The organism is Microbispora sp. NPDC046933 (genome assembly GCF_040644635.1).
Lineage (GTDB): Bacteria > Actinomycetota > Actinomycetes > Streptosporangiales > Streptosporangiaceae > Microbispora.
In genome coordinates this window covers 14,929-36,716 of sequence record NZ_JBEYWW010000015.1, presented here as the reverse complement: position 1 = coordinate 36,716, position 21,788 = coordinate 14,929, and the positions used below count along the sequence as shown (strand labels likewise).

The following is a 21,788-nucleotide window of genomic DNA, read 5'->3' as shown; positions in this document are numbered from 1 at the left end:
GGCGATCTCAGCCGGCATCGCGGCAGGCCCGGTAGAAGTCGCGCCAGTCGCCGCGGTCGCGGACGACGGTCTCCAGATACTCCTGCCACACCACGCGGTCGGACACCGGGTCCTGGACCACCGCTCCGACGATGCCGCCCGCGACGTCGGCCGGGCGCAGCACACCGTCCCCAAAGTGGGCGGCGAGCACGATCCCGTTGGTGACGACCGAGATGGCCTCCGCCGTGCTGAGCGTGCCGCTGGGCGACTTGACCTTGGTCCGCCCGTCGGCGGTCACGCCCGCGCGCAGCTCCCGGAAGACCGTCACCACGCGGCGGATCTCCTCCAGCCCGGTCACGGTCTCCGGCAGCTCCAGTGAGCGGCCGAGCTGCGCCACGCGCCGGGCGACGATGTCGACCTCCTCCTCCGTGGTGGCCGGGACCGGCAGCACGACGGTGTTGAACCGCCTGCGCAGCGCGCTCGACAGGTCGTTGACCCCGCGGTCGCGGTCGTTGGCGGTGGCGATGACGTTGAAGCCCTTGGCCGCCTGCGCCTCCTCCCCCAGCTCCGGGATCGGCAGCGTCTTCTCCGACAGCACGGTGATCAGGGCGTCCTGCACGTCGGACGGCATGCGGGTGAGCTCCTCGATCCGGGCCAGCCGTCCCTCCGCCATCGCCCGCATGACGGGGCTCGGCGTCAGCGCCCGGCGGGAGGGGCCCTCCGACAGCAGCCGCGCGTAGTTCCACCCGTAGCGGACGGCCTCCTCCGCCGTGCCGGCCGTGCCCTGCACGAGCAGGGTCGAGTCGCCGCTGATCGCCGCGGCGAGGTGCTCGGACAGCCAGGTCTTGGCCGTGCCGGGCACGCCGAGCAGCAACAGCGCCCTGTCGGTGGCGAGCGTCGCCACCGCGACCTCGACGATCCTGCGCGGGCCGATGTACTTCGGCGTGATCTGGCCGCCGTCCCCCAGCACGTACGTCGTCACCGCCCAGGGCGACAGCCGCCAGCCCGGCGGGCGCGGCCGGTCGTCGGTCTTCGCGAGGATCGCCAGCTCGTCGGCGAACTGGTCCTCCGCGTGCGGGCGCAGAACGGTGGTCACGCAAGCTCCTTCAGCATGTCGAAGCGGAATCGCAGGGTCGCGGCCAGTTCGGGGACCTCCCCGGCGTGCTCGTGCATCGCGGGGTCGAACCGCTCGCCCGCCAGCCGGATCAGCTCGCCGGCGTTCCACGGCTGCGTGCGCGTGGTCTCTACGATCTTCTTGAGCACGGCCCTCGCCAGCCGGTGCCCCCACGGCCGCGGCACGCCGCCCAGCATCATGACCATCTGGCCGTCCACCGGATGGCCCGCCACCAGCTCGGCCGCCCGGTGGGACCGCTCCTCCGGCGGGAGCACGGCCAGCAGGTCGGTCAGCGGCTCGGCCTCGAACAGGGCGCGCGCCCACGTCGCGTCCCGCTGCAGGATGGCGGCCCGGGTCCAGCCCATGCGGACCTCCCGCTCCCAGTCGCCGATCCCGGCCCCGGCGATCTCGTCCGGCGGCATGCCGAGGTGACCCGGCCAGAACGACAGCGGCGTGTGCGCCACCACCTGCTGCAGCCACCAGCCCCGCGTCTCCATCCCGGCGGGCGGCCGCGCCCTGACGCCGTCGCGCTCCATCGCGGCGTCGCAGGCCGGCGGCGGCTCCGCCCGGAGCCCGGAGCCGTTCCCGGTCACGAACCGGCGCGCCCGTGCGGTCATGCGGAGCGCCAGCCGCGACCGCGGCAGGCGGGTGAGGAGGTCGGCGGCGGCCTGCCGCACCTCGCGGCGCCGGTCGTCGAGCACCGCCTCCAGGAACGGCTCGTCGGCCATGCCGAGGCCGTCGGCGAGGATCGTCACGAAGACGGCCCGGTCCTCCGGTGTCTCCGCGCTCCAGCCGCGTTCCAGCAGTTCCCGCGCCGCCGCGGGGTCTCGGCGGCGCAGCGCGGTCAAAAAGGCGCGCCTGTCGCCGCTCGTGCCGAGCTCCCACACCTCGTCGGGCGGCACGGGCGCCGGCTCCGCCAGCAGGTACGCCCAGGCGGAGTTGAGACCGGCGAGCCAGCGGCCCCGGGCACCGGTGACCGCCCCCACGCAGGCGCGGATCGACCGGTCCCGCGCCCCGAGGTCGAGCAGCCCGGGGATCATTTCGGCCGGAACGCGCACCCGCCGCGCGGCGGCCGTCTCCAGCCACTCGGTCAGCAGCCTGCTCTGCTCACCGGCGAGCATGCGGGCCAGCCGGTCCGCGGCGGCGGCGGGCACGAGCGGCAGCGTCTCCGCCGCCGCCGGGGCCGGCGGCCCGCCCCTGCCCGGCCGCCGGCCCGCGCGCATCCGGACCACCTGCTCGGCGGCCTGCTCCAGCAGGCTCTCCGGCGGGACGGCGCGGCGGTCGGCGCCCACCAGCGCGGTGGACACCGTCTCCTCCCAGGAAGCGGTCACCATGCGGCACTCCTCCTTCCGGGAAAGCCGCGAAGCCTTCTCTCGCGGGAACACCAGGCGCCACGCTCCGCGGGGAGCGGCCTGACCGGGGTCATAACCGCACCACCGCGCCTTCCTCGTCCCAGGTCGTGAGCGGGAGCATCCCGCGCGGCGTCCACTCGGCGGCGACCGTCACCGGCCGCCCGCCGGAGACGGCCAGCAGCCGCCACGGGACGCCCGCCGACGGGTGCAGGGGCAGCGCGTTCCCCTCCTCGTCGGCGAGGCCGTCCTGGCAGGGGATGACGCCGGCGAGCACCAGCGGCCAGGAGTCGGTCCAGGGATCGGCCGCGAGCACCTCGGCGATCAGCGCGGGCACCCGGGAGACGTTCGTCCCCGGCGGCGGTCCAGCGTCGACGAGGCCCCGCCGCTCGGCCACCAGGGCCCGCAGCGGCGACGCCCCCGGGTAGAAGGCCAGATCCGCGTCGATCGTCGTGCCAGGAGGCGGGAACGGGTCGAGCGGCTGCCCGACCGGCGCGAACGACAGCACCATCGCCACCCGGCCCGTCGTGCGGCCCGCCAGCCACACCCGCCGGGCGACCAGGCGCTCCTGCTCCTCGTCGCGTGTGCCCACGACGTCCCAGTGGTCCCGCACCGCCGGGGTGGCCAGGACGGACTCCCTGGTGACCGGGAAGCCGACCCGTGCCCGCACGGTCTGCCGCAGCGGCCCGGGCAGGGCGGCGGCGCGGCGGTAGGCGACCGCGAGCAGATGCAGCAGCGCGTACTCCTCGAGGAGAAGGCTCGGCCAGTCGTCGGCGGCGAGCACGCGAGAGAGCCGGGTGACCGTGCCGGCCACGCCGGGGGCCTGCGCGTCGACCAGCCGCCTGGCCAGGTCGTCCCAGTCCGCCGGGCCTGTCTGGCGTGCCGGTGCGATCCCCTGCCCGATCTGGTCGGCGAGCCACCGCTCCAGCTCCGACAGGCCCGCCGCGACCCTGCGCTCCCGTTGCTCGGCCTGGGTGCGCCTGGCCGCCGCCCGGCCACCGGCCTCGGCGCCGGCTCGGGCGCGGCCTGCCTCGGCGTCGCCCGTGCTCTGGGTCGCGGCCCGGCCCCACCGTTCCTTCACCCGCCGCACAGTAGCCACGCACTCCGACAAAACCGGGCCCGGCCGCGGACGGCCGCCGCACCGGCCAGGAGCGCGGCGGGCGGAACTGTCGGGGCCGTCTGGCAGGGTCGAACCCATGAGCGAGATTCCCGAGGCGAACTACTCGAAGAAGTGGGACGACGACTCCCGGACCGCCCCTCCCCTCGTCGGCGACGAGCGGGAGGTCCTCACGGCCTGCCTCGACTGGCACCGTGAGACGTTCGCGCTCAAGTGCTCGGGCGTTCCGAAGGAGCGGCTGTCGGACAAGGGGGTTCCGCCGTCCGGGCTCAGTCTCCACGGCATCCTTCGTCACCTCGGGGGCGTCGAGCGGTGGTGGTTCCGCATCCAGTTCGCCGGTGAGGACGTTCCGCTCCTCTACTACTCGGACGACGACCCCGACCAGGACTTCGAGGATCTGGGCGGGGACGTCGACGAGGCGTTCGCCGTGTGGCGGGCGGAGTGCGAGCGCTCCCGCGAGATCGTGGCCGCCGCCCGCTCACTGGACGAGACCGGAGTGCACCGCGCCAGCGGACAGCCGATCTCGCTGCGCCGCATCCTGGTGGACATGATCGCCGAGTACGCGCGCCACAACGGGCACGCCGACCTGCTCCGCGAGCGGATCGACGGCGCCACCGGCCGGTGAGGCACGCGAGGCGGGCACAACCTGGACGATCGGCCGACGCGCGCCGCCGGAGCCGTCTCGCCTCCCCGATCCGGCCTGCTCGCCCCTCACGGCCGCTCCGGGCGCCTGGCGCTCCGCGCGGGAGCAGCCGACGCCATGCCGACGTCATGCCGACTTCATGCCGATGTCATGCCAAGGTGCCGTCCGGGCGGTCGCGCGACCGCCGCCTCACTGGTCGAGGAGAATGCCGTGTCCGGCGTCCACGGTGACGCGGGTCCCGGTGACGGCGTGGAAGCCCCCGTCGGCGACCGTGGCGATCACCGCGGCCACGTCCTCGGGCTCCAGCATGCGCCCCAGGACCGAACGCCTGCCCAGTGCGGCCTCCACGTCGGGGGTGCGAAGCCCTGCCGAGGCGTCGGTGCGAACCGCGCCGGGGGCCACGATGTTGACGGTGATCCCGCACGGCCCGGCCTCTCCGGCCACCTGCCGGGCGAAGGCCTCGAGCGCCGCCTTCGCGGACGCGTGCGCGACGCCTCCCGGACGGACGAGGCCGGCGGCGACGCTGGAGACGTACACGATCCGGCCCTGTCGCTCCTCGCGCATCCTCGCGAGAGCGAGCTTGCTGACGTGGAACACGGCGGCGAGTTCACCGGTCACCTTCCCGGCGAAGTCCTCCCAGGCCATCAGCTCCAACGGGGCGAACGGCGGCTGGATGTTCGCGTTGCACACCAGGACGTCGAGGCGGCGGCAGGCCGCGATCAGGTCCTCCACCTGCCGCGGCTCGCGCACGTCGGCCCGGACGGGCTCGGCGGTCCCCCCGGCCTCCTCGATCGCGTCGACCACTGCTTTGACCGCCGCCTCGTCCCGGCGGTAGTTCACGATCACGTGATATCCCCGCGTCGCCAGTTCCCGGGCGGTCGCGGCGCCGATCCCCCGGCCGGCACCTGTCACGAGTGCGACCTTCTCCATCTCCGTCTCCTCTCGGCTCGATGAGTCACGATAGGAAGCGGGCTTTCTTCTGGTAAGGACGTACCTTTAGGTAAGCTCATGAGATTAAAGTCGGGACCCAGGCCGGACGGTGGAGGCGGAGCCGTTGAGTGACGCGTTTCACAGCGACTGCGCCGCACGCATGGTGCTGGAGCATGTCACGAGCCGCTGGGGCGTGCTGGTGCTGACCGCGTTGTCCGGCGGACCGCACCGGTTCTTCGAGCTACGCGAGAAGATCGAGGGCATCAGCGAGAAGATGCTCTCCCAGACGTTGCGCACGCTCGCCCAGGACGGCCTGGTGCACCGCACCGTCGTGCCGTCGGCGCCGCCCCAGGTGAGTTACCGGCTGACGCCGCTGGGCGCCGGCATCAGCGAACCACTGCGCGGCCTGACGGCCTGGATCCGCGACCACGCGGACGCCATCGTCGCCGCCCGGGCGGCGCACGGCACGCCGGCCGCCTCGCCCGGCGAGCAGGCGAGCGCCTCACCGTGAGCGCCCTCATGCCGTGCGAGGCCGCCGGCCCCCTGACGCCCGATCACCGGCCGGCTGCCCCGGTCACAGGTCGATGTCCGCGACCGTGCCCACGGGGGTGACCAGACGGCCCAGGCCGTCGATCTCGATGCGCACCTCGTCGCCGGGCGTCAGGGTGAAATCCGACTCGGGCACCAGGCAGGTGCCGGTGGCCAGCACCACCCCGTACGGATACCGGTCGGCGCGCAGGAGGTGCTCCACCAGGTCGTCGATCCGCCGGTGCAGCTGGCCGGTGCTCGCCGAGCCCGCCCAGATCTCCCGGGAACCGCGCGAGATGCCGAGACGGATGCCGAGGGCGTAGGGGTCCGGCACCTCCCAGGCGGGGCGGATCCCCGGCCCCAGCGCGGTGCCGCCGAGGTAGACCTTCGCCTGCGGGAGGTACAGCGGGTTCTCGCCCTCGATGGAACGGGAGCTCACGTCGTCGCAGATGGTGTAACCGGCGATCTCCCCGTTGGCGCAGACGACCACGGCCAGCTCAGGCTCCGGGACGTTCCAGGACGAGTCGGGCCGTACGGCGATCGCCTGCCCGTGCCCGCGCACCCGCCAGCCGAGCGACTTGAAGAACAGCTCGGGGCGGGGAGCGTCGTACACCATCTCGTAGACGTCGGGGGCGCGGCTCTCCTCTCTGCGCGCCTCCCGCGATCTGCGGTAGGTGACCCCGGCGGCCCAGACCTCCGTCCAGTGGTCCACGGGGGCCGCGAGCGAGGCCAGCGTCACGGCCTCGCCGGTCGCCGCCGCGAGGGACCGGCGGAAGTGGCCGAGGCCGGACGAGAGCGCCTCCCCGAGCGAGAAGTCCTCGGGAAGCAGGCGGTCGCCCTCCTCGTCGCGGACCGCCCAGCGCGCGGGGCCCGAGGCGCCGGTGTGATCGAGGAGGTAACCACGAACAAGTCGCATATGTACGCCTTCACGAGTCGATGGGAGGTGCCGCCCCCAGCCTGTACGAGCCGGGCCCGGCAGGGGAAGAACGACGGCCGACCCGCGGCCGGGGCGCTTATGTCGGGCGCCCCGGCCGTACGACGAGCAGCATGCCGTCGCGGATCACCCCGAGCGGAGGTGGCGGGCGGGGCCGCGGAGCCCAACCGGGCCCCGCCCGCCTGCTGCCGGGGCGGCGCGCCATCGCCAGTTCGCCGCCGCGGCAGGCCGGTAAGCGTGGCAGCGGTGCCGTCACGCCGAGACGCCCGGTCAGACCGGCCGGTGGGAGATCGGGCCGGTCAGCGCGAGAACCGCGCCGTCACGGTGACGTGCCCGCTCAGGCCGGTGAGGTCGATCGTGTCGCCGGTCACCGGCAGCGTACGGCCGCCCGCCTTCGCCCCGGTCAGGGTGTGACCGGCGGGCACGCGCAGCCTCAGCTTCACCGCGGCGCCGCGGAGGCCGGAGGGCAGCCGCACGTCGGCGCGGACCACTCCCTTCGACAGCTGGGAGGTCAGCGTGTAGCCGACCGGGCCGTAGACGGTGGGCAGGTCGCCGGCTCCCACGGTCTTGCCGTCCGCCAGCCAGCCGCGGGGTGTGGCCGAGGCGAGCCGCAGGCCGGTGGGCCTGCCGAGCTCGTCGCCCTCCTCGTGCACCAGCATCTCCCGCAGATCCTTGAGGAACGAGGCGTTGTTGGCGCTCAGCGGCGACAACCAGGTGCCGCGGTGGAACTTGCCGGGGCACGGGTCGAGGTTCGCCCCCTCCCCGACCATGAACGTGTCGCGGGAGAACCCGTGGGCGAGCTGCCCGTAGAAGGAGAGCACCTGCCGGTCTGCCTCGTCGTTGTTCGCGAGGAACCGGTTGTACTGGTAGCCGTAGACCTGGTCCACGCCGGTGCCCTCGTAGCCCGCGAGCCCGTCGGGCTTGCAGTCGCCGATCGCCTGGCCGGTGTAGTTGAACCGCACCATGCCGAGGAAGGTGCCGCCGTGCGTGTGGACGTACTTCAGCAGCTTCGCGTTCTCCTCCTGGGTGAAGAAGCCCGAGGCGTAGCCGTAGTAGGCCAGCAGGTTCCAGTAGCTGGAGTCGCGGCTCTGCGTGATCGTCTCGTACGGCTGGTCGCCGGACAGCAGTTCCCTGGGCACGAACAGGGATCCGTCGGGCAGTTCCACCTTCGACGCGTCGATCACCGTCCGCAGGTTGCGGCCGAAGGTGTCGAACGGCCCCGCGTAGGCGTCCACCAGGTCCTGCCGGCCGGTCCGCCGGAACACCTCGACCATGTCACGCCAGCCCCACCACGAGACGAGCTGGGCGTGCGTCCAGTATCCGGCGTTCCAGTTGTCCTCGCAGCAGCGCTGCTTCTCCAGGATGCCGTGCGGGTCGGCTGCGGCCTGCCGGACGTAGTCGTCCAGGTAGCCCCGCAGCTTGTCCAGGTTGCGCTCGACGAACTTCCGGTCGCCGGTGAGCCGGTAGTAGCGGGCGGCGGCCAGCAGCTTGGCGCCCTGCTCCCAGTTCCGGTACATGACGGGGTAGGCGGGGCCGCCCTCCTTCGTCAGGTCGAGCAGCGTCTGCAGGTTGTTGCGGTAGTCGTCGGTGAAGCCGAACTCGCCCAGCGCGGACACCGTGTCGACCATCTCCGGCACGTACTGCTGCTCGTAGAAGTTGCCGATGCTGTAGCGCCAGCCCATGGTGAGGTTCTGGATCAGCAGGTTGCGCAGCGCGTCGGTCGCGTACTCCTCGGGGATGGAGATCTTCGCCCCGCCGTCGAGCTTGCCGCGCCAGTAGCGCGCCACGTCCTCGCGCGCCGCTTGGTACCTGCGCAGCGCGGAGACGCCGTCGCCGCGCACCTCGGCGGGGTTGTTGAGCACGACGAGGGTGACGGTGCGCGCGCCCCTCGACAGGTCCAGGTCGTAGGTCAGGTCGCCGCCGGTGAGCGCGGGCCGGCCGTCGGCGAGCAGGTAGACGTTCCGCCCGGCCTTCACCTTGTGCCCGTCCAGCGTCAGGCCGGGGCTCTTCGGGTCCCGTACGTGGACGCGGAACCTCGCGGCACGAGCGGTCCCCCTGCCGGTGGCGGTGATCTTCACGAAGCTCACCAAGGAGGAGGTCTCGGGCACGCGGGCGGCGAAGGACTCCTGGACGTAGTCCACCCCGGCGGCGTCGCGGTAGCCCGTGCGCAGGACCGGCAGGTAGCCGTCGAGCAGGGTCTGCCCGGTCAGTCTGCCGAGGTCGGAGCCGTAGCGCTCGGCGCCGTCGGCACCCACGAAGAACTGGGCCTGCCAGAAGTTCGCGCAGCGGGCGGTGAACGCCTCCGAGTAGTCCTTGGTCCAGGGCGCGGCCTCGCACGGGGTGTGCCAGTCGGCGGTGACGCCGCTGCCGTCCGCGGTGTGCAGCGCGTAGTGGTTGGAGGTCGGCTCGGGCGGCGACTGCGTCTTCGCCGTGTCGCCCTGCGGCAGCGTGAGCGGCAGGTAGTGGTAGCCCGTGTCGGAGACGCCGAGGGCGCCGTTGTCCGGCTCGCCGGTCGCGACGCCGCCCGTCGCGATGGGCACCAGGTAGTCCTTGATGTTCTCGAAGGTGGGGCCCTCCGGCATGGAGATCAGGTGCTCGCCCCACAGGTCCGTCCCGGACCGCAGCGCCTCCCGCACGCCCTCGACGTACGGCTCGCTCAGGTTCGGCCAGACCTGCTGACCGCCCAGGGGCGGGGGCACCGGCTCGGCCTGCGCGGGGGCCTGTAATGGCCCCGCGCAGATCGTCGCCGCGACGATCCCGGCTAAGAGGATGCTTCGACGTCGGTGCATCCGGGTTCCTCCTCGGTGTGGGTTCGGCGTGCGGCGATGGCGCGTGCTTGGCGGATGCGGTCGAGGGCCGCGAGCGGGCTCAGACCGTAGTGATAGAAATCCACGCGATCCAGGCAGAGATCGCGGGCGACGCCGAGTTTGCGGGCGAGGTTCTCGGCGGAGTCGCAGTCGGGGCTCATCGGGCGCAGGGCGACGCCGAGACGCGCCGCGGGCCCGGCCTGGGCCCGGTAGGCGGCCGTCTCTGCGCGCACCCGCATCGGGTCGCGAGCGTAGGCGGTGACGGTGATCGGGCAGATGCGGCCGACCCCGGCCGGGTCCACCCCCAGTTCCCCGGTCGCGGCGACACCGGGCGGGCCCTCGGGACGGCCGTCCGCCCAGCCGAGCAGCCCGGCGGACAGGTCGAGCAGCCGGAATCCGGCCCCGGCGCGGGCGGCCGCCGCGGCCAGGTCGGCGACCAGCGCGGTCACCCGCTCGCACCGCGCGGCGAGGTACTCCCGCAGCCCGGCCCGCCACACCCGGCCGGCCGGGCCGGGCGCGGGCGGGTCGCCGGTGAGACAGGCCTCGACGTGCGCCCAGGCCGCGGCGAGCAGGTCCGGCACGTCCACCCCGCGTTCGCCGCCCGCCTGGCGGCAGTGCCGGCAGAAGCACAGCCCGAGCAGGAGCGCGGCGGCCGGGTCGAGGGAAACCGACCGGCGTTCGTGCCCGTGGCCGTGCTCGAACGGCAGCCAGTGCGGCGCCTCCGCAAGCACCGTGCCGATCGGATAGCGGCACACGTCCTCGGTGAGCGCCACCGCGTACGCCCGCACCTCCGGGGAGGCGGGGCACAGCACGTGCGGGTACGCGTCGCCGTACAGGTTGCGCACCACACCGGGCCGCGCCCCTGGGCCATCGTCGTGGAGGTACACGATCCAGGCGTCCACCTTCACGCCGTACGACCCGGCGGCGCCGCACAGCTCGCCGAGCAGGTCACGGCCCATGGCGAACTCGCTTTCCGCGGGCCGCAGGGCCGGGCCCGGATAGCGGTCCCACTCCGGCCTGAAGCAGACGCCGGCGCCGCCGTCCGCCACCGCCCGCAGGGGGTTGTGCGGCAGCAGGTCGCGGGCCGCGTGGTAGGCCACGGCCGGCGCGATCCGCTCGACGCCCGCGCGCTCGCGGACGTTGCCCAGGACCGTGCCGACGCCCTCCCCCGCCAGGTCCAGCGGGCCGCAGAAGATCGAGAACTGGGTCACTACATGCCGACCGTGAGGCCGCCGTCGACGACGAGCGCGTGACCCGTCACGTACGAGGCGTCGTCCCCGGCGAGGAACGCCACCGCCGCGGCGATCTCCTCGGGGGCGGCGAACCGGTGCAGCGGGATCCGGCCGGTGAAGTGGGCCTTGGTCTCCTCGTCCCAGCCGCTCTCCGCCCAGATCTCGGTCCACGTCGAGCCCGGGCAGACCGCGTTCACCCGCACGCCGAACCGCGCGTACTCGACCGCGAGCGTCTGGGTGACCGATACCAGCGCCGCCTTGGACGCGTTGTAGTGCAGCATGTCGGGCTGGCCGCGCATCGCGTTGACCGACGCCACGTTGACGATGGAGCCGCGGCCGGCCGCGCACATCGCCCGCCCGGCCTCCCTGCTGATGAAGACGGCGGCCTCCACGTTGACCCGCAGCGTCTCCCGCAGGTCCTCGGGGCTCAGGTCGGCCAGCGGGATGCGCGGCGCGACGGCCGCGTTGTTCACCACCACGTCGTACGGCACCGGCCGCGCGCCGATCAGGCGGGCCATCGCGGCGTGGTCGGCGACGTCGGCGACCAGGGGTTCCACCTCGCCGCTGAGTTCCGCCACCGCGGCCGCGAGCCGGTCGGCCTGGACGTCGCAGGCGGTGACGCGGGCGCCCTCGGCGGCGAGGCGGGCGGCGACGGCGCGGCCGATGCCGCGGGCCGCCCCCGTCACCAGGGCGGTGCGTCCGGCGAGCCGGGTCATGCCGGCACCTCCGTCATGGTGTCCACCCGGAAGAGCGCGGCGGCGTTGGCCCCGAGGATGCGCTCCTTGTCCTCGCGGTCCACCCGGGCGTACACGCATCCGCCCAGTTGGAGCGCGGCGTTCATGAACGGCATGTCGCTGCCGTAGACCAGGCGCCCGGACCCGAGCTCGCGCACCAGGAACTCGACGACGCCGTCCCAGGAGAGCGGTCCTGTGAGGTCGAGGTGGATGTTCGGGCGGCCGGCGACCACGTCCACGACCCGGTCGAGGCCGTAGTCGAGACCGGCGTGACCGAGCAGGAGCGGCACCGAGGGATACTCGTCGGCCAGGGCCGCGAACACCGCGAGCGGATCGCCCGCGAAGTAGCTGTGCGACAGCACCGGCACGCCCCGCTCCGCGGCGAACTCCCAGACCGGCCGGTACGCGGGCCCGTCGAGCGGATAGTCGCCGTGCAGCTCGGGGTGCAGTTTGACGCCGCGGAAGGCCGGGTCGGCGAAGCACCGCTCCAGCTCGTCGCGGACCTCCCCCGCGTAGTTGGGGTTGATGCAGCAGTAGCCGAGCACCCGGCCGGGATGCCGCCGCGCGGCCTCCATCACCTGGTCGTTGCCGAACCGGTAGTCGGCGTAGATGCCGGCGTGCGCCGCCACCACGGCGACGTCCACGCCGAGCAGGTCCATGACGCCGACCATCGCGTCGATGTCGTTGCCGGGGATGTGGAAGTTGCGGAACGCGCCGAGGTGGCAGTGGGCGTCCACGACCAGCGGCCAATCAGTGGGCGGGGTCCTGTCAGCGGGCATCGGCGACCGTCTCCTTGATCTCGACGTCGGACAGCAGCCGGGTCAGCGTTCCCGACGCGATGAGCTCCTTGTCCGCCTCGGGCAGGTCGGCGCGGTCGAGGTGCAGCCGGGCCCCGCCCAGGGAGCGGAGGGGGAAACCCGACCCGAAGACCACCCGGTGCGGGCCGAAGCGGGCGACCAGGTCCTCCAGGCCGCGGTGCACGTTGAACCCGGCCGACTGCACGAGCAGGTTGCCGAACCGCTTCAGCAGGGGATACAGGGTGCGGTTGTTGCGGCCCTGGATGTCCATCAGGATCACCGGCAGCCCGGGATGGTTGTCGGCCAGGTCGTGGATCTCCCGCCACGGCGGCTCGCCGCGCCGGAAGAGGGTGAAGTCGACCGCGAGCGGGATGCGCACGCGCTCGAGCTCGGCCAGCAGCTCTCCGGAGCACCATGAGGCGAGCGAGAACCGATGCCCGGCCATCACCGACGACGGGAACACCCGCGCCATGCGCACGCCCGCCGCCAGCAGATCGGCCACCAGGCGCTCCGGCTCCGGCATCTCCCCGGTGTGGGGCGGCAGCACCACGCCGACCGGGCGCAGCCGCTCCCGCACCCCCTCCTGCGCCTGCTCCAGCTCGCGCAGCAGCAGGTCGTTGCCGGTCTGCGGGGCGTACTCGTGGGCGAGCACGTGGTAGACCGCCGCCTCGTGGACGCCGACCCGGTCCATCTCGGCGACCAGGTCGGCCGCGCTCACCGCGCGGGTGAGGTGGGGCCGGTGCCCCGCCGGGCGGCCGATGAAGGTGTTGCAGTCGAGATAACGCAAAAGATCCTCGCTTGTCAGGACACACGGAGTGAGGGACGGACCATCGCGCCGGGGTCGATCCGGTAGGCGTCGAGCTTGTCGCGGTCGAGCTCGACCCCCAGCCCGGGACCGGTCGGCGGCAGCAGGAACCCGTCCTCGACGACCAGGCCGGTGCGGACCACGTCGTCGGCGTGGTAGAGGTGCCCGGCCACGTCGCTCGGCTGGTCGAGCCGGGGCGAGCTGAAGGCCACGTGCGCGGCGGCGGCCGTGCCGATGCCCAGTTCCGGCATGCTCCCGATGGCCACCCCGGTCCCGGCGGTCGCGCAGAGGTCCGCGATCCGCCGGGCCCGGACCGGTCCGCCGGACTCGGGCACGTACACGTTCACGATGTCGGCGGCACGCGCGCGCAGCACCCGCCAGGCGTCCCCCGGCGACCACACGCTCTCGTCGGCCATCACCGGCACGGGTGAAAGGGCGCACAGCTCCGCCATGCCGTCCACGTCGTCGGCCGGCAGCGGCTGCTCGACCGACATCACGTCGTACGGCTCCAGCCTGCGGATGAGCCGCAGCGCGTCCTTGGCCAGAGGGCAGGCCATGTTGAGGTCCACCCGGATGCCGAGCCGGGGCCCGAACTCGGCCCGCAGGGCGGCGACGACCTCGACGAGCCTGTCGTGGTCGCCGCCGCCCTTGGCCTTGAGCGTGCCGAAGCCCTCCCCCACCAGCCGGCGGGCCCGGTCCAGGACCTCTTCCACCGGCGCGATGGGCAGCGACATGGACAGCGGCACGCGGTCGCGCGCCCGGCCGCCCAGCAGGTTGTAGACCGGCTGCCCGGCGGCCTTCCCGGCCAGGTCGAGCAGCGCGGTCTCGACCGCGGCGACGGCGGCCAGCGTGTGCCTGCCGAAGGCGAGCAGTTCCGCCGCCGCGGCCTCGAACCGGGTCAGCTCGAACGGATCGGCGCCGGCGACCGCCGGGGCCAGCAGCCGTTCGACGAGGTCGCAGAGCGCGGCGCCGTTGCCGTGCCAGATGAGGGAGATCTCGCCGAGACCGATCGTGCCGTCGTCGGCCTCGGCGATGACGATCCCGTAGTCGGAGGTCGCCTGGACGCCCAGCGCGGAGGTGAACGGCTCGCGCAGCGGCACCGAGACGGGCACGGCCTCCAGCCGTGTCACTTTCATGCGGTTCATCCCTTGGTCGATCCGGCCAGGACGTCGGAGAAGAAGAAGCGCTGGAGCACGAGGAAGATGACCACCACCGGCAGCGACGCGATGACCGCGATGGCCGCGATGTGGTGCCAGTTCGAGGTCAGGGTCGACATGAAGTACTGCAGGCCGACCGAGATGGTGAACTTCGCGTGGTCCCGCATGATCACCAGGGGCCACAGGAACTCGCTCCACGTGAGGGTGAAGACGAGGATCGCCGACGTGGCCAGCGGCGCCTTCACCAGCGGCAGCATCACCCGCAGGAGCAGCCGCGGCGGCGAGCAGCCGTCGATGACGGCGGCCTCCTCCAGCTCGTCCGGCAGTCCACGGAACGCCTCGCGGAGGATGTAGACCGACAGCCAGAGGGTCATCGCGCTGGTCGGGATGATGATCCCGAGCAGGTTGTCGGTGAGGCCCATCTCCTTCACGGCGATGAACAGCGGCAGCATGATGGCCGGGAAGGGGATGACCATGGTGCTGAGACCGAGCAGGAACAGCAGGCCCCGCCCCCTGAAGTCGAACCTGCCGAGGGCGAACCCGAGCAGCGCCGCGGCCGACACGTTCAGCAGGACCGTCCCCAGCGACACCAGGAGGCTGTTGGCGAAGTAGCGCTGCACATCGGCCTGGCCCCACACGTACGCGTAGTTGTCCAGCGTCGGATGGGCCGGGACGATCTCCGGCGGCACCGTGAAGACGTCGCCGCGGCTCTTGAACGAGGTGGACACGAGCCACAGCAGCGGCCCGGCCGCGACGAGCGAGGCGACGCCCAGCACGGCGACGATCACGACACGGCCGGCCGGGCCGAACGCCCCCTTGGTTCCCGCGCTCACGACGCCCTCCTCGCGAGCCGCAGCCCGAGGAGCACCAGCCCGAGGACGACCACCAGCAGCACGACCGCCATCGCGCTGCCGTACCCGAACTTGAAGAACGAGAAGGCCGACTCCCAGATGTGATAGGCGGTGTTCTTGCTGGCGTTCACGGGACCGCCCCCGGTCATGACGTAGATCTCGTCGAAGGTGCGCATCGCGGCGACGAACGCGATGACGGAGCTCAGCACGATCGAGCCGCGTAGCTGCGGCACCACGATGCTCGCGAAGGTCCGCGCGTGCCCGGCCCCGTCGAGGGAGGCCGCCTCGAACAGGTCGCCCGGCATGGTCGACAGCCCGGCCAGGTAGATCAGCAGGTAGATCCCGAACGCCCGCCACACGATGACCCCCACCACCGACCAGATGGCCCAGGCCGGGTCGGAGAGCCAGGAGACGGGACGGCCCACGACGCCCAGGGTCACCAGGACGTAGTTGACCAGCCCGTTGTCGTCCAGCAGCCACTTCCACGCCACGGACGAGACGATGATCGGCACCACCACGGGCAGGTAGAGCACGGTGCGGAAGAACCGCCGGAACGGGATGCCCCGGTGGATCCAGTACGCCACCGGGAGCGGCAGGCAGACGAGCAGGACGGTCACCACCACGGTGATGACGAGCGAGTTGAGCAGGGTCTGCCTGAAGACGGCGTCCGAGGCGAGCGCGGTGTAGTTCCCCGCGCCGACCCAGGAGGCGGGGGTCAGCCCGTTGAAGTCGGTGAAGCTGAAGACGAGCGTGTTGAGCGCGGGATAGAGGACGAAACCGCCGATCAGCCCCACGGCGGGGACGGCCAGGAGCCATCCCCAGCGTGAGTCCCTGACCCGGCGCCAGGAGCGCGCCGCCCGGCGGCCGCCGGCCGCGCGGATCCGGCCGGTCGGGAGTGCCGATTCGCTCACTGGGTCCCCGAAAGGATGCGGTCCCAGTCTCCGGCCGCCTCGTCGAGCGCCGCCTTCGGCGTCTTCTGGCCCAGCAGCGCGGCCTGGAAGCGCGTACGGAGGGAGGCGAACAGCTCGGCGACGGCGGGATGCTTGGGCCAGTAGAACTTCACCTCCTGGTCGACCAGCACCTTGGTCTCGGGGGACGACTGGAAGTAGGGGTCCTTGCCGACGGAGGCGAGCCCGGGGATCACCGGGGCCTGCTTGGCCAGTTCGAGCACGGTGGAGCTGAAGTAGCGGGCGAAGTCGAGCGCCTGCTTGGGGTTCTTGCCGGCCTTGGGGATCGCGAACTGCTGGAGGAATCCGTTGGCCGCGCCTCCCGCGCCCTTCGGGTGCTCGGCGACCCTGAACTGCTTGAAGGTCGCCTCGTCGGTGTTGTCCTTCAGCCAGCGCAGGATCCACGGCCCGAGGAAGACCATGGCCGTCTTGCCCTGGGCGAGGACCTTGGCCCCGTCCATGACCGCGCCGTTCACGGAGGTGCGGTCGATCCAGCCCTCCTTGACTCCCGTGGCGTACTGCTCCAGGTGGGCGACCGCCTCGGGGGTGGCGAAGGCCGCCTTCTTCCCGTCCGGGGACAGTAGCGGCACGCCGGCCTGACCCGCGAGGATGTCGGACGGGTTACCCGCGTCGTCGAAGTCGTCCAGCGTCTGCACGAACCCGGAGGCGCCGGTCTTCTCATGGATCTTCCGGGCGGCGGCGAAGACCTCGTCCCAGTTCGCCGGGGGTTTGTCCGGGTCGAGCCCGGCCTTCCGGAACAGCTCCGCGTTGTAGATGAGCGCGGAGACGCTGCCGTAGAAGGGGATGGCGTACGCCTTGCCGCCGATGACGCCGGCGTCCCACAGGCCGGGGGTGTACTCGGCCCCGATCGACTGGACGTCGGGGGCCAGCTCGTCGATCGAGTAGATCGTGTTGGTCGACGCGAACTTCGGCAGGATGAACGGGGTCATGTTGACCACGTCCGGAGTGGCGCCGCCGCTGATGGCGGCCAGCAGCTTGCTCTGGGTCTGCTCGAAGTCGGGGATGTCCACCCACTTGATCTTCACGCCGCTGTGCTGCTGCTCGTAGGTGCGGATCGCGCCCTCGATGTACGGCGTGTAGCCCTCTTTGAGGTTGATGGTCCAGAACTCCAGGGAGACCGGGCCGGAGCCCGAGGACGAACCGGATGACGCCGTCCCGCCGGTCGTGCCTCCGAAGACACCGCAGGCGCTGAGCACGCCCGCGGTGAGCAGGAGGGCACCTGCCCTGAGGAGGTTGCGACGCTGTATCGGCTCCACGGTCTGCTCCTTTCTCCCCTGGGGCTCCGGGGAGGGGCAAGGATTTACGACTATGTTCGGAAATAGTTCGTTTAGTTGCCCTAGTGTGCAGGCCCCCGTGGGGCGCGTCAAGAGTCCGAAATGCGGGCTTCGGTCAGGCCGACCGGCCGGCGCCCTTCAGCCGGCTGTTGATGTCCAGCCGGTACAGGCTCTTGGGCCGGCCCCGCTTGGCGGGCTGGGAGAGCCCGACCGGAAGGGCGAGGCCGTTCTCCCGCAGGACGCGGATGATCCGCCGGCCGCTCGGTACGCTGACCCGCAGCGCCTGCCCGATCTCCTCCGCGCTGGCGCCCGCGCCGTCCAGGCGCCGCTCCAGGTCGGCGAGGCGCGACAGCGTGGACACGCCGAGGCCGACCCGCCCGGCCAGCTCGCGCAGCCCGCGGTCGTCGGTGCGGTCGTCGGCCTTGTAGGTGTAGCGCAGCGGGTCGGTCGCGACCCCGATCGGGCCGATGACCAGGCCGTCCTCGGTCATGAGATAACCGGCGTCGCCGCCCTCGGCCATGGCCCGGCGCACCGCCATCTCCGCGTGCCGCACCGAGTCCCTGACCGACTCCCCCACCCCGAAGCCGACCGCCATGCGCACGCCGAGCCGGGACCGCGCGTCCTCCAGCAGCGGCACCGCGGTCCAGGAGGCCGTGATCTGCTCGAGCAGGCCCTTGTGCGCGAAGACCAGCACGGACTGGTCCCCCCGCGGCTCGATCCAGGCCTCGCCGAACTCCGGCGCGTCGAAGAACATGCGCAGGGTGTTGACCCGCTCTACGCCCGCCTCGTACAGACCGGAGTCCTCCAGCAGCCGGTACACGGCGGCGGCGAAGCGGAGGTTGGAGTGCCGGGCCGACACCGCGCGCAGCACCACCTCGTTCATCGCGGACCGGATCGAGGCCACCGTCGGCACCGAGCGGAGCACCGGGACGTCCATGCTCTCCAGCAGCCGCGCGTAGACGCCGCTGCGCCCCGTCACCGCGTAGTGGGTCTGGTGGCGCCGCCGCGTCTCCAGGTGGAACCGCACGATGTCCTCGACGTCCTGCCCCGGCGCGTACGGCAGCGCGCGCATCGCCATCACCGGCAGGCCGAGCTCGCGGGCGAGCTCCTCCACCACGTGCTCGTCGAAGGTGTCCACGCTCGCCGGGGCGAGAGCCAGCCCCCGCTCTCGGGCGCGCAGCAGGGCCAGCGCCAGGTCGATCGGGCCCTGGCGGGCCGCGGCGACCGGCATCTCCTCGGGCAGCAGCGCCCGGCACCGGTCCAGGGGCATCGGCCCGGCGAAGAACACCGCGTCGACGTCCTGGAGGACCTCGCGGACCGCGAGCTCTATCTCCCCCTCGTCCTCGTAGCGCACCCACCGGGCCTCCACGCCCTGCAGGCCGGCCAGGGCCGATTCGAAAACGCTCTCGCTGGACGTGGGCACCACGAGGCCGAGCCGGGTGCGCATCGGCGACCGGGTCTCCAGAGGGATGGGCTGCATTTCGGACACGCTAACAAAATAGTTCGTAACGACCCGTCTCGCGGCCCGTCCGGCAGAGTCGCGGGCCCCGCGGAGGCTCCGGGCGTCCGGAACCCCGGCGAGATCGGAAGGCCTTCCCCTCTCGACGGTGTGCGTAAATAGCTCGTAATGTGGGTGCCCGACCCCGCCGCGGCGATGCCCGGCCGGGCGGAAAGCCGTTCACGCGCATTGGAGCCAGCATGCGGTCCCACGTCCTGAGCGAACTCACCAGCGCCGAACTCGCCTCGCTGTCGCCGGAGGCGACCCTGGTCATCCCGGTCGGAGCGACCGAACAGCACGGATCCCGCCTCCCGGTGGGCACCGACGCCGTCGTGAGCGAGTGCGTCGCGGGCATGGCCGCGGCGAGGACGCGCTCGGCCGTCCTCGTCGCGCCCGTCCTCGCGTACGGCTCCTCGCATCACCATCTGCCGTTCGCCGGAACGCTCTCGCTGCGGGGCCGGACGCTGCTCGTCGTGCTGGGCGACCTGCTCGACAGCGCGGCGCGTACGGGCTTCCGCAGGATCGTCGTCTTCAACGGCCACGGCGGCAACGACGACCTCGTCCGCCAGGCCGCCAGGGACGCCGTGCTCGACCACGACGTCACGGTGGCCGCCGCCTCATACTGGTCGCTCGGCGGCGACAGGCTCGCGACCATGGCGGGCGAGGCGGGAATCTCCCACGTCCCTGGCCACGCCGGGGCCTTCGAGGCGGCCCTGCTCCTCGGCCTGGGCGTGCCGATCGCCGAGGACGGCACCGCACCCGAGCGAGCCGGCGGCGTGCTTCCGATGACGGCGGACGGCGTCTTCGTCGCCGAGCACGGCTGGATCGCCCGGATGAACGGCACCACCGACCCCGTCACCCCGGCGACCCCCGAAGCGGGACGCCGTCTGCTCGACCACCTCGTCGCCGAGTTCGCCGGGTTCCTCGACCGCTTCGCGCAAGCCGCCTGACCACGAGCCCTCTCACCACGAGCCGCCCGGGCACGAGCCGCCCGGGCACGAGTCGCCCAGGCACGGGCCGCTCAGCCCCTGGAACGACCTTCGCGCGCCCGTCCGGGGCGGCAGGTCCATCCCGCACGCCACCGGGGCCGGCCGCGCCGCCGAGCCGCGCCCGCCGATCGCCCGCCCGCCGATCGCCCCTGCCAGGCCGAACGCGGCGTACGTACGCCGGCGGGTGTCTCGCGCCGGCGTCCGGACCCCGCAGGCAGCCCGAGTAGCCGTCACTCCGAACGGAGCCACGTGTCCCCCGAGATCAGCACCGAGATCACCACCGAGATCACGCCCGAAGACACCACCGCGGCCGGCCCCGGCACGGGCCGCGGGACCACACCCGAGGGCCTGGACGCCGTCCTCGCCGCGAGCGCGGCGAGCGCGCGGGCCCTCGCCCGGACGACGCCCGAGCAGCGGGCCGCGATGCTGGACGCCCTCGCCGCCGCGCTCGACGCCGACGCCGGAGAACTCGTCCCGCTCGCGCGCGCCGAGACGCACCTGCCGGACTCCCGGCTGAGCGGCGAACTGCGGCGGACCTCCTTCCAGGCCCGTCTGCTGGCGGCGCGGCTGCGGGAGGGACTACTGGCCGACGTACGCGTCGACCACGCCGATCCGGACTGGCCGATGGGACCCCGCCCGGACCTGCGCCGCACGACGGTGCCGCTCGGACCCGTGCTGGTGTTCGCCGCCGGCAACTTCCCCTTCGCCTTCGGCGTGGCCGGGGGCGACACCGTCAGCGCCCTGGCCGCCGGCTGCCCGGTCGTGCTGAAGGCGCACCCCGGATACCCCGGCCTGTCGAGGCGTACGGCCGAAGCGGTGGCCGGAGCCCTGACGGCGGCCGGGGCGCCTGAGGGGGCGTTCGCCCTCGTCGAGGGCGTGGAAGCGGGGGTCGCCGCCGTACGGGACGAGCGGATCCGCGCGGTGGCGTTCACCGGCTCGCAGCGGGCCGGCCGTCACCTGTTCGACCTGGCCTGCGCGCGCGAGACGCCGATCCCGTTTTACGGCGAGCTCGGCAGCACCAATCCCGTCGTGGTCACGCCGGCCGCGTGGCGGGAGCGGGCCGGCGAGATCGCGCGGGGGCTGGCCGCCTCCTTCACCCTCGGCTCCGGGCAGTTCTGCACCAAGCCCGGGGTCGTGCTCGTGCCCGACGCCGCGGCGCTCGCCGCCGCCCTGCCGCCCCTCACCGCGGGACGGATGCTGACGCCGGAGACGGCCGGGCGCTTCCGCGGGTCGCTCGCGGAGCTGGCGGCCGAGCCGGGGGTCGAGGTCGCGCTGTGTGGCGAAAACCTGTGTGACGAAAACCCGGGTGGCGAAAACCTGTGTGGCGAAAACCTGCGTGGTGACGACCCGGGTGGCGGGGCACCGCGTGGCGAGAGGCCGCGCGGCGGGAACCCTCGGGGCGAGGAGACGTGTGACGCCGAGGTGGTCCCCGTGGTGCTGCGTACGACCGCCGCCGCCGCGCTGGCCAGGCCCTCGATTCTCGCCACCGAGTGTTTCGGCCCCTCGACTCTGCTGGTGGAGTACACGGACGAGGCCGAGGTGTACGACGTCGTCGCCGCGCTGGGCGGGCACCTCACGGCCACCGTCCAGGCCGGATCGGACGGCGACCGGCTCGCGCTCGCGCTGGTGCCGCTGCTCGCCGAGCACGCCGGGCGCGTGCTGTGGAACGACTGGCCGACCGGCGTGACGGTGAGCGACGCCCAGCAGCACGGCGGCCCCTACCCGGCCTCCACCGCACCGGCGACGACGTCGGTGGGAACCGCCGCCGTGGCACGCTTCCTGCGGCCCGTGGCCTTCCAGAACGTCCCGGAGGCCGCGCTGCCGGCCGAGCTGCGCGACGGCGCGCCCGGCCCCCGCCTCGTGGACGGCCGCCGGGCCGGCTGACCACATCGCGGAGAATCGCAGAAGGGATCACCGGGATCAGCACGCGACGGGCCTTGCGGTGAACGCTCCGGTGCGGCGGATTCCACCGCACCGGAGCCCTCCGTCACCAGGAAGGGGAGGATCGGCGGGTGCGCCCGTCGCGAGGATGTGCCGTCCTCGCCCGGGAGGGCGCCGCACAGGGCAGGGACTGCCCGAGGC

The 21,788-nt window shown here is 73.0% G+C and carries 19 protein-coding genes; 4 read left to right on the top strand and 15 right to left on the bottom strand.

The genetic code is table 11. From position 1 onward, the window contains the following. Positions 1-7 precede the first annotated feature (7 nt). From ABZ857_RS21090 to ABZ857_RS21080, 3 genes are all read right to left on the bottom strand, one after another. The gene (locus ABZ857_RS21090; RefSeq protein WP_357045307.1) at positions 8-1,075 is read right to left on the bottom strand and encodes an AAA family ATPase; all 1,068 of its coding nucleotides are present in this window, start codon (positions 1,073-1,075) and stop codon (positions 8-10) included. After that, positions 1,072-2,427 (bottom strand): DUF5691 domain-containing protein, encoded by a 1,356-nt coding sequence (locus tag ABZ857_RS21085; protein ID WP_357045305.1) that lies wholly within the window; start codon positions 2,425-2,427, stop codon positions 1,072-1,074. The genes ABZ857_RS21090 and ABZ857_RS21085 overlap by 4 nt, the downstream gene beginning before the upstream one ends. A gap of 88 nt (positions 2,428-2,515) precedes the next feature. After that, the gene (locus ABZ857_RS21080; RefSeq protein ID WP_357045303.1) at positions 2,516-3,523 is read right to left on the bottom strand and encodes an SWIM zinc finger family protein; all 1,008 of its coding nucleotides are present in this window, start codon (positions 3,521-3,523) and stop codon (positions 2,516-2,518) included. A 115-nt stretch (positions 3,524-3,638) separates the two neighbouring features. Between ABZ857_RS21080 and ABZ857_RS21075 the strand changes: the two genes are divergently transcribed. Then, positions 3,639-4,184, top strand: coding sequence for a DinB family protein (locus ABZ857_RS21075; RefSeq protein ID WP_357045301.1), 546 nt, complete (start codon positions 3,639-3,641; stop codon positions 4,182-4,184). A 207-nt stretch (positions 4,185-4,391) separates the two neighbouring features. Here ABZ857_RS21075 and ABZ857_RS21070 read toward each other — a convergent pair whose 3' ends face one another. Next, positions 4,392-5,132, bottom strand: coding sequence for an SDR family oxidoreductase (locus ABZ857_RS21070; protein WP_357045299.1), 741 nt, complete (start codon positions 5,130-5,132; stop codon positions 4,392-4,394). 124 nt (positions 5,133-5,256) lie between these two features. Between ABZ857_RS21070 and ABZ857_RS21065 the strand changes: the two genes are divergently transcribed. Continuing rightward, the gene (locus ABZ857_RS21065) at positions 5,257-5,643 is read left to right on the top strand and encodes a helix-turn-helix domain-containing protein (RefSeq protein WP_357045297.1); all 387 of its coding nucleotides are present in this window, start codon (positions 5,257-5,259) and stop codon (positions 5,641-5,643) included. A 63-nt stretch (positions 5,644-5,706) separates the two neighbouring features. On the opposite strand, the gene ABZ857_RS21060 is transcribed toward ABZ857_RS21065, so the two are convergent. From ABZ857_RS21060 to ABZ857_RS21010, 11 genes are all read right to left on the bottom strand, one after another. Further along, positions 5,707-6,576 carry a fumarylacetoacetate hydrolase family protein gene (locus tag ABZ857_RS21060; protein WP_357045295.1) on the bottom strand — a complete coding sequence of 290 codons (870 nt, stop codon included), beginning with the start codon at positions 6,574-6,576 and terminating at the stop codon, positions 5,707-5,709. A 317-nt stretch (positions 6,577-6,893) separates the two neighbouring features. Further along, positions 6,894-9,383 carry a hypothetical protein gene (locus ABZ857_RS21055; protein WP_357045293.1) on the bottom strand — a complete coding sequence of 830 codons (2,490 nt, stop codon included), beginning with the start codon at positions 9,381-9,383 and terminating at the stop codon, positions 6,894-6,896. Further along, complete coding sequence (locus ABZ857_RS21050) at positions 9,356-10,612, bottom strand: hypothetical protein (RefSeq protein ID WP_357045291.1); 1,257 nt, start codon at positions 10,610-10,612, stop codon at positions 9,356-9,358. The genes ABZ857_RS21055 and ABZ857_RS21050 overlap by 28 nt, the downstream gene beginning before the upstream one ends. Then, positions 10,612-11,349, bottom strand: coding sequence for an SDR family NAD(P)-dependent oxidoreductase (locus tag ABZ857_RS21045; protein WP_357045289.1), 738 nt, complete (start codon positions 11,347-11,349; stop codon positions 10,612-10,614). The genes ABZ857_RS21050 and ABZ857_RS21045 overlap by 1 nt, the downstream gene beginning before the upstream one ends. Beyond that, on the bottom strand, positions 11,346-12,146 hold the full coding sequence (locus ABZ857_RS21040; RefSeq protein ID WP_357045287.1) for an amidohydrolase family protein: 801 nt from the start codon (positions 12,144-12,146) through the stop codon (positions 11,346-11,348). Before ABZ857_RS21040 ends, ABZ857_RS21045 begins: the two co-directional genes overlap by 4 nt. Continuing rightward, a complete protein-coding gene (locus ABZ857_RS21035) occupies positions 12,136-12,951 on the bottom strand; it encodes an amidohydrolase family protein (RefSeq protein ID WP_357045285.1) in 816 nt (271 codons plus the stop codon). The genes ABZ857_RS21040 and ABZ857_RS21035 overlap by 11 nt, the downstream gene beginning before the upstream one ends. Positions 12,952-12,965: 14 nt before the next feature. After that, on the bottom strand, positions 12,966-14,105 hold the full coding sequence (locus ABZ857_RS21030; protein WP_357045283.1) for a mandelate racemase/muconate lactonizing enzyme family protein: 1,140 nt from the start codon (positions 14,103-14,105) through the stop codon (positions 12,966-12,968). A gap of 5 nt (positions 14,106-14,110) precedes the next feature. Continuing rightward, positions 14,111-14,959 (bottom strand): carbohydrate ABC transporter permease, encoded by an 849-nt coding sequence (locus tag ABZ857_RS21025; RefSeq protein WP_357045281.1) that lies wholly within the window; start codon positions 14,957-14,959, stop codon positions 14,111-14,113. Further along, the gene (locus ABZ857_RS21020) at positions 14,956-15,888 is read right to left on the bottom strand and encodes a sugar ABC transporter permease (protein ID WP_357045279.1); all 933 of its coding nucleotides are present in this window, start codon (positions 15,886-15,888) and stop codon (positions 14,956-14,958) included. The genes ABZ857_RS21025 and ABZ857_RS21020 overlap by 4 nt, the downstream gene beginning before the upstream one ends. Continuing rightward, positions 15,885-17,201, bottom strand: coding sequence for an extracellular solute-binding protein (locus ABZ857_RS21015; RefSeq protein ID WP_357045277.1), 1,317 nt, complete (start codon positions 17,199-17,201; stop codon positions 15,885-15,887). Before ABZ857_RS21015 ends, ABZ857_RS21020 begins: the two co-directional genes overlap by 4 nt. 133 nt (positions 17,202-17,334) lie before the next feature. Then, the gene (locus ABZ857_RS21010) at positions 17,335-18,699 is read right to left on the bottom strand and encodes a hypothetical protein (protein WP_357045274.1); all 1,365 of its coding nucleotides are present in this window, start codon (positions 18,697-18,699) and stop codon (positions 17,335-17,337) included. A gap of 218 nt (positions 18,700-18,917) precedes the next feature. Here ABZ857_RS21010 and ABZ857_RS21005 point away from each other — a divergent pair, with 218 nt between their 5' ends. Then, complete coding sequence (locus ABZ857_RS21005; protein ID WP_357045272.1) at positions 18,918-19,667, top strand: creatininase family protein; 750 nt, start codon at positions 18,918-18,920, stop codon at positions 19,665-19,667. A gap of 387 nt (positions 19,668-20,054) precedes the next feature. Then, positions 20,055-21,590 (top strand): aldehyde dehydrogenase family protein, encoded by a 1,536-nt coding sequence (locus ABZ857_RS21000; RefSeq protein ID WP_357045552.1) that lies wholly within the window; start codon positions 20,055-20,057, stop codon positions 21,588-21,590. The last annotated feature ends 198 nt before the right edge of the window (positions 21,591-21,788 follow it).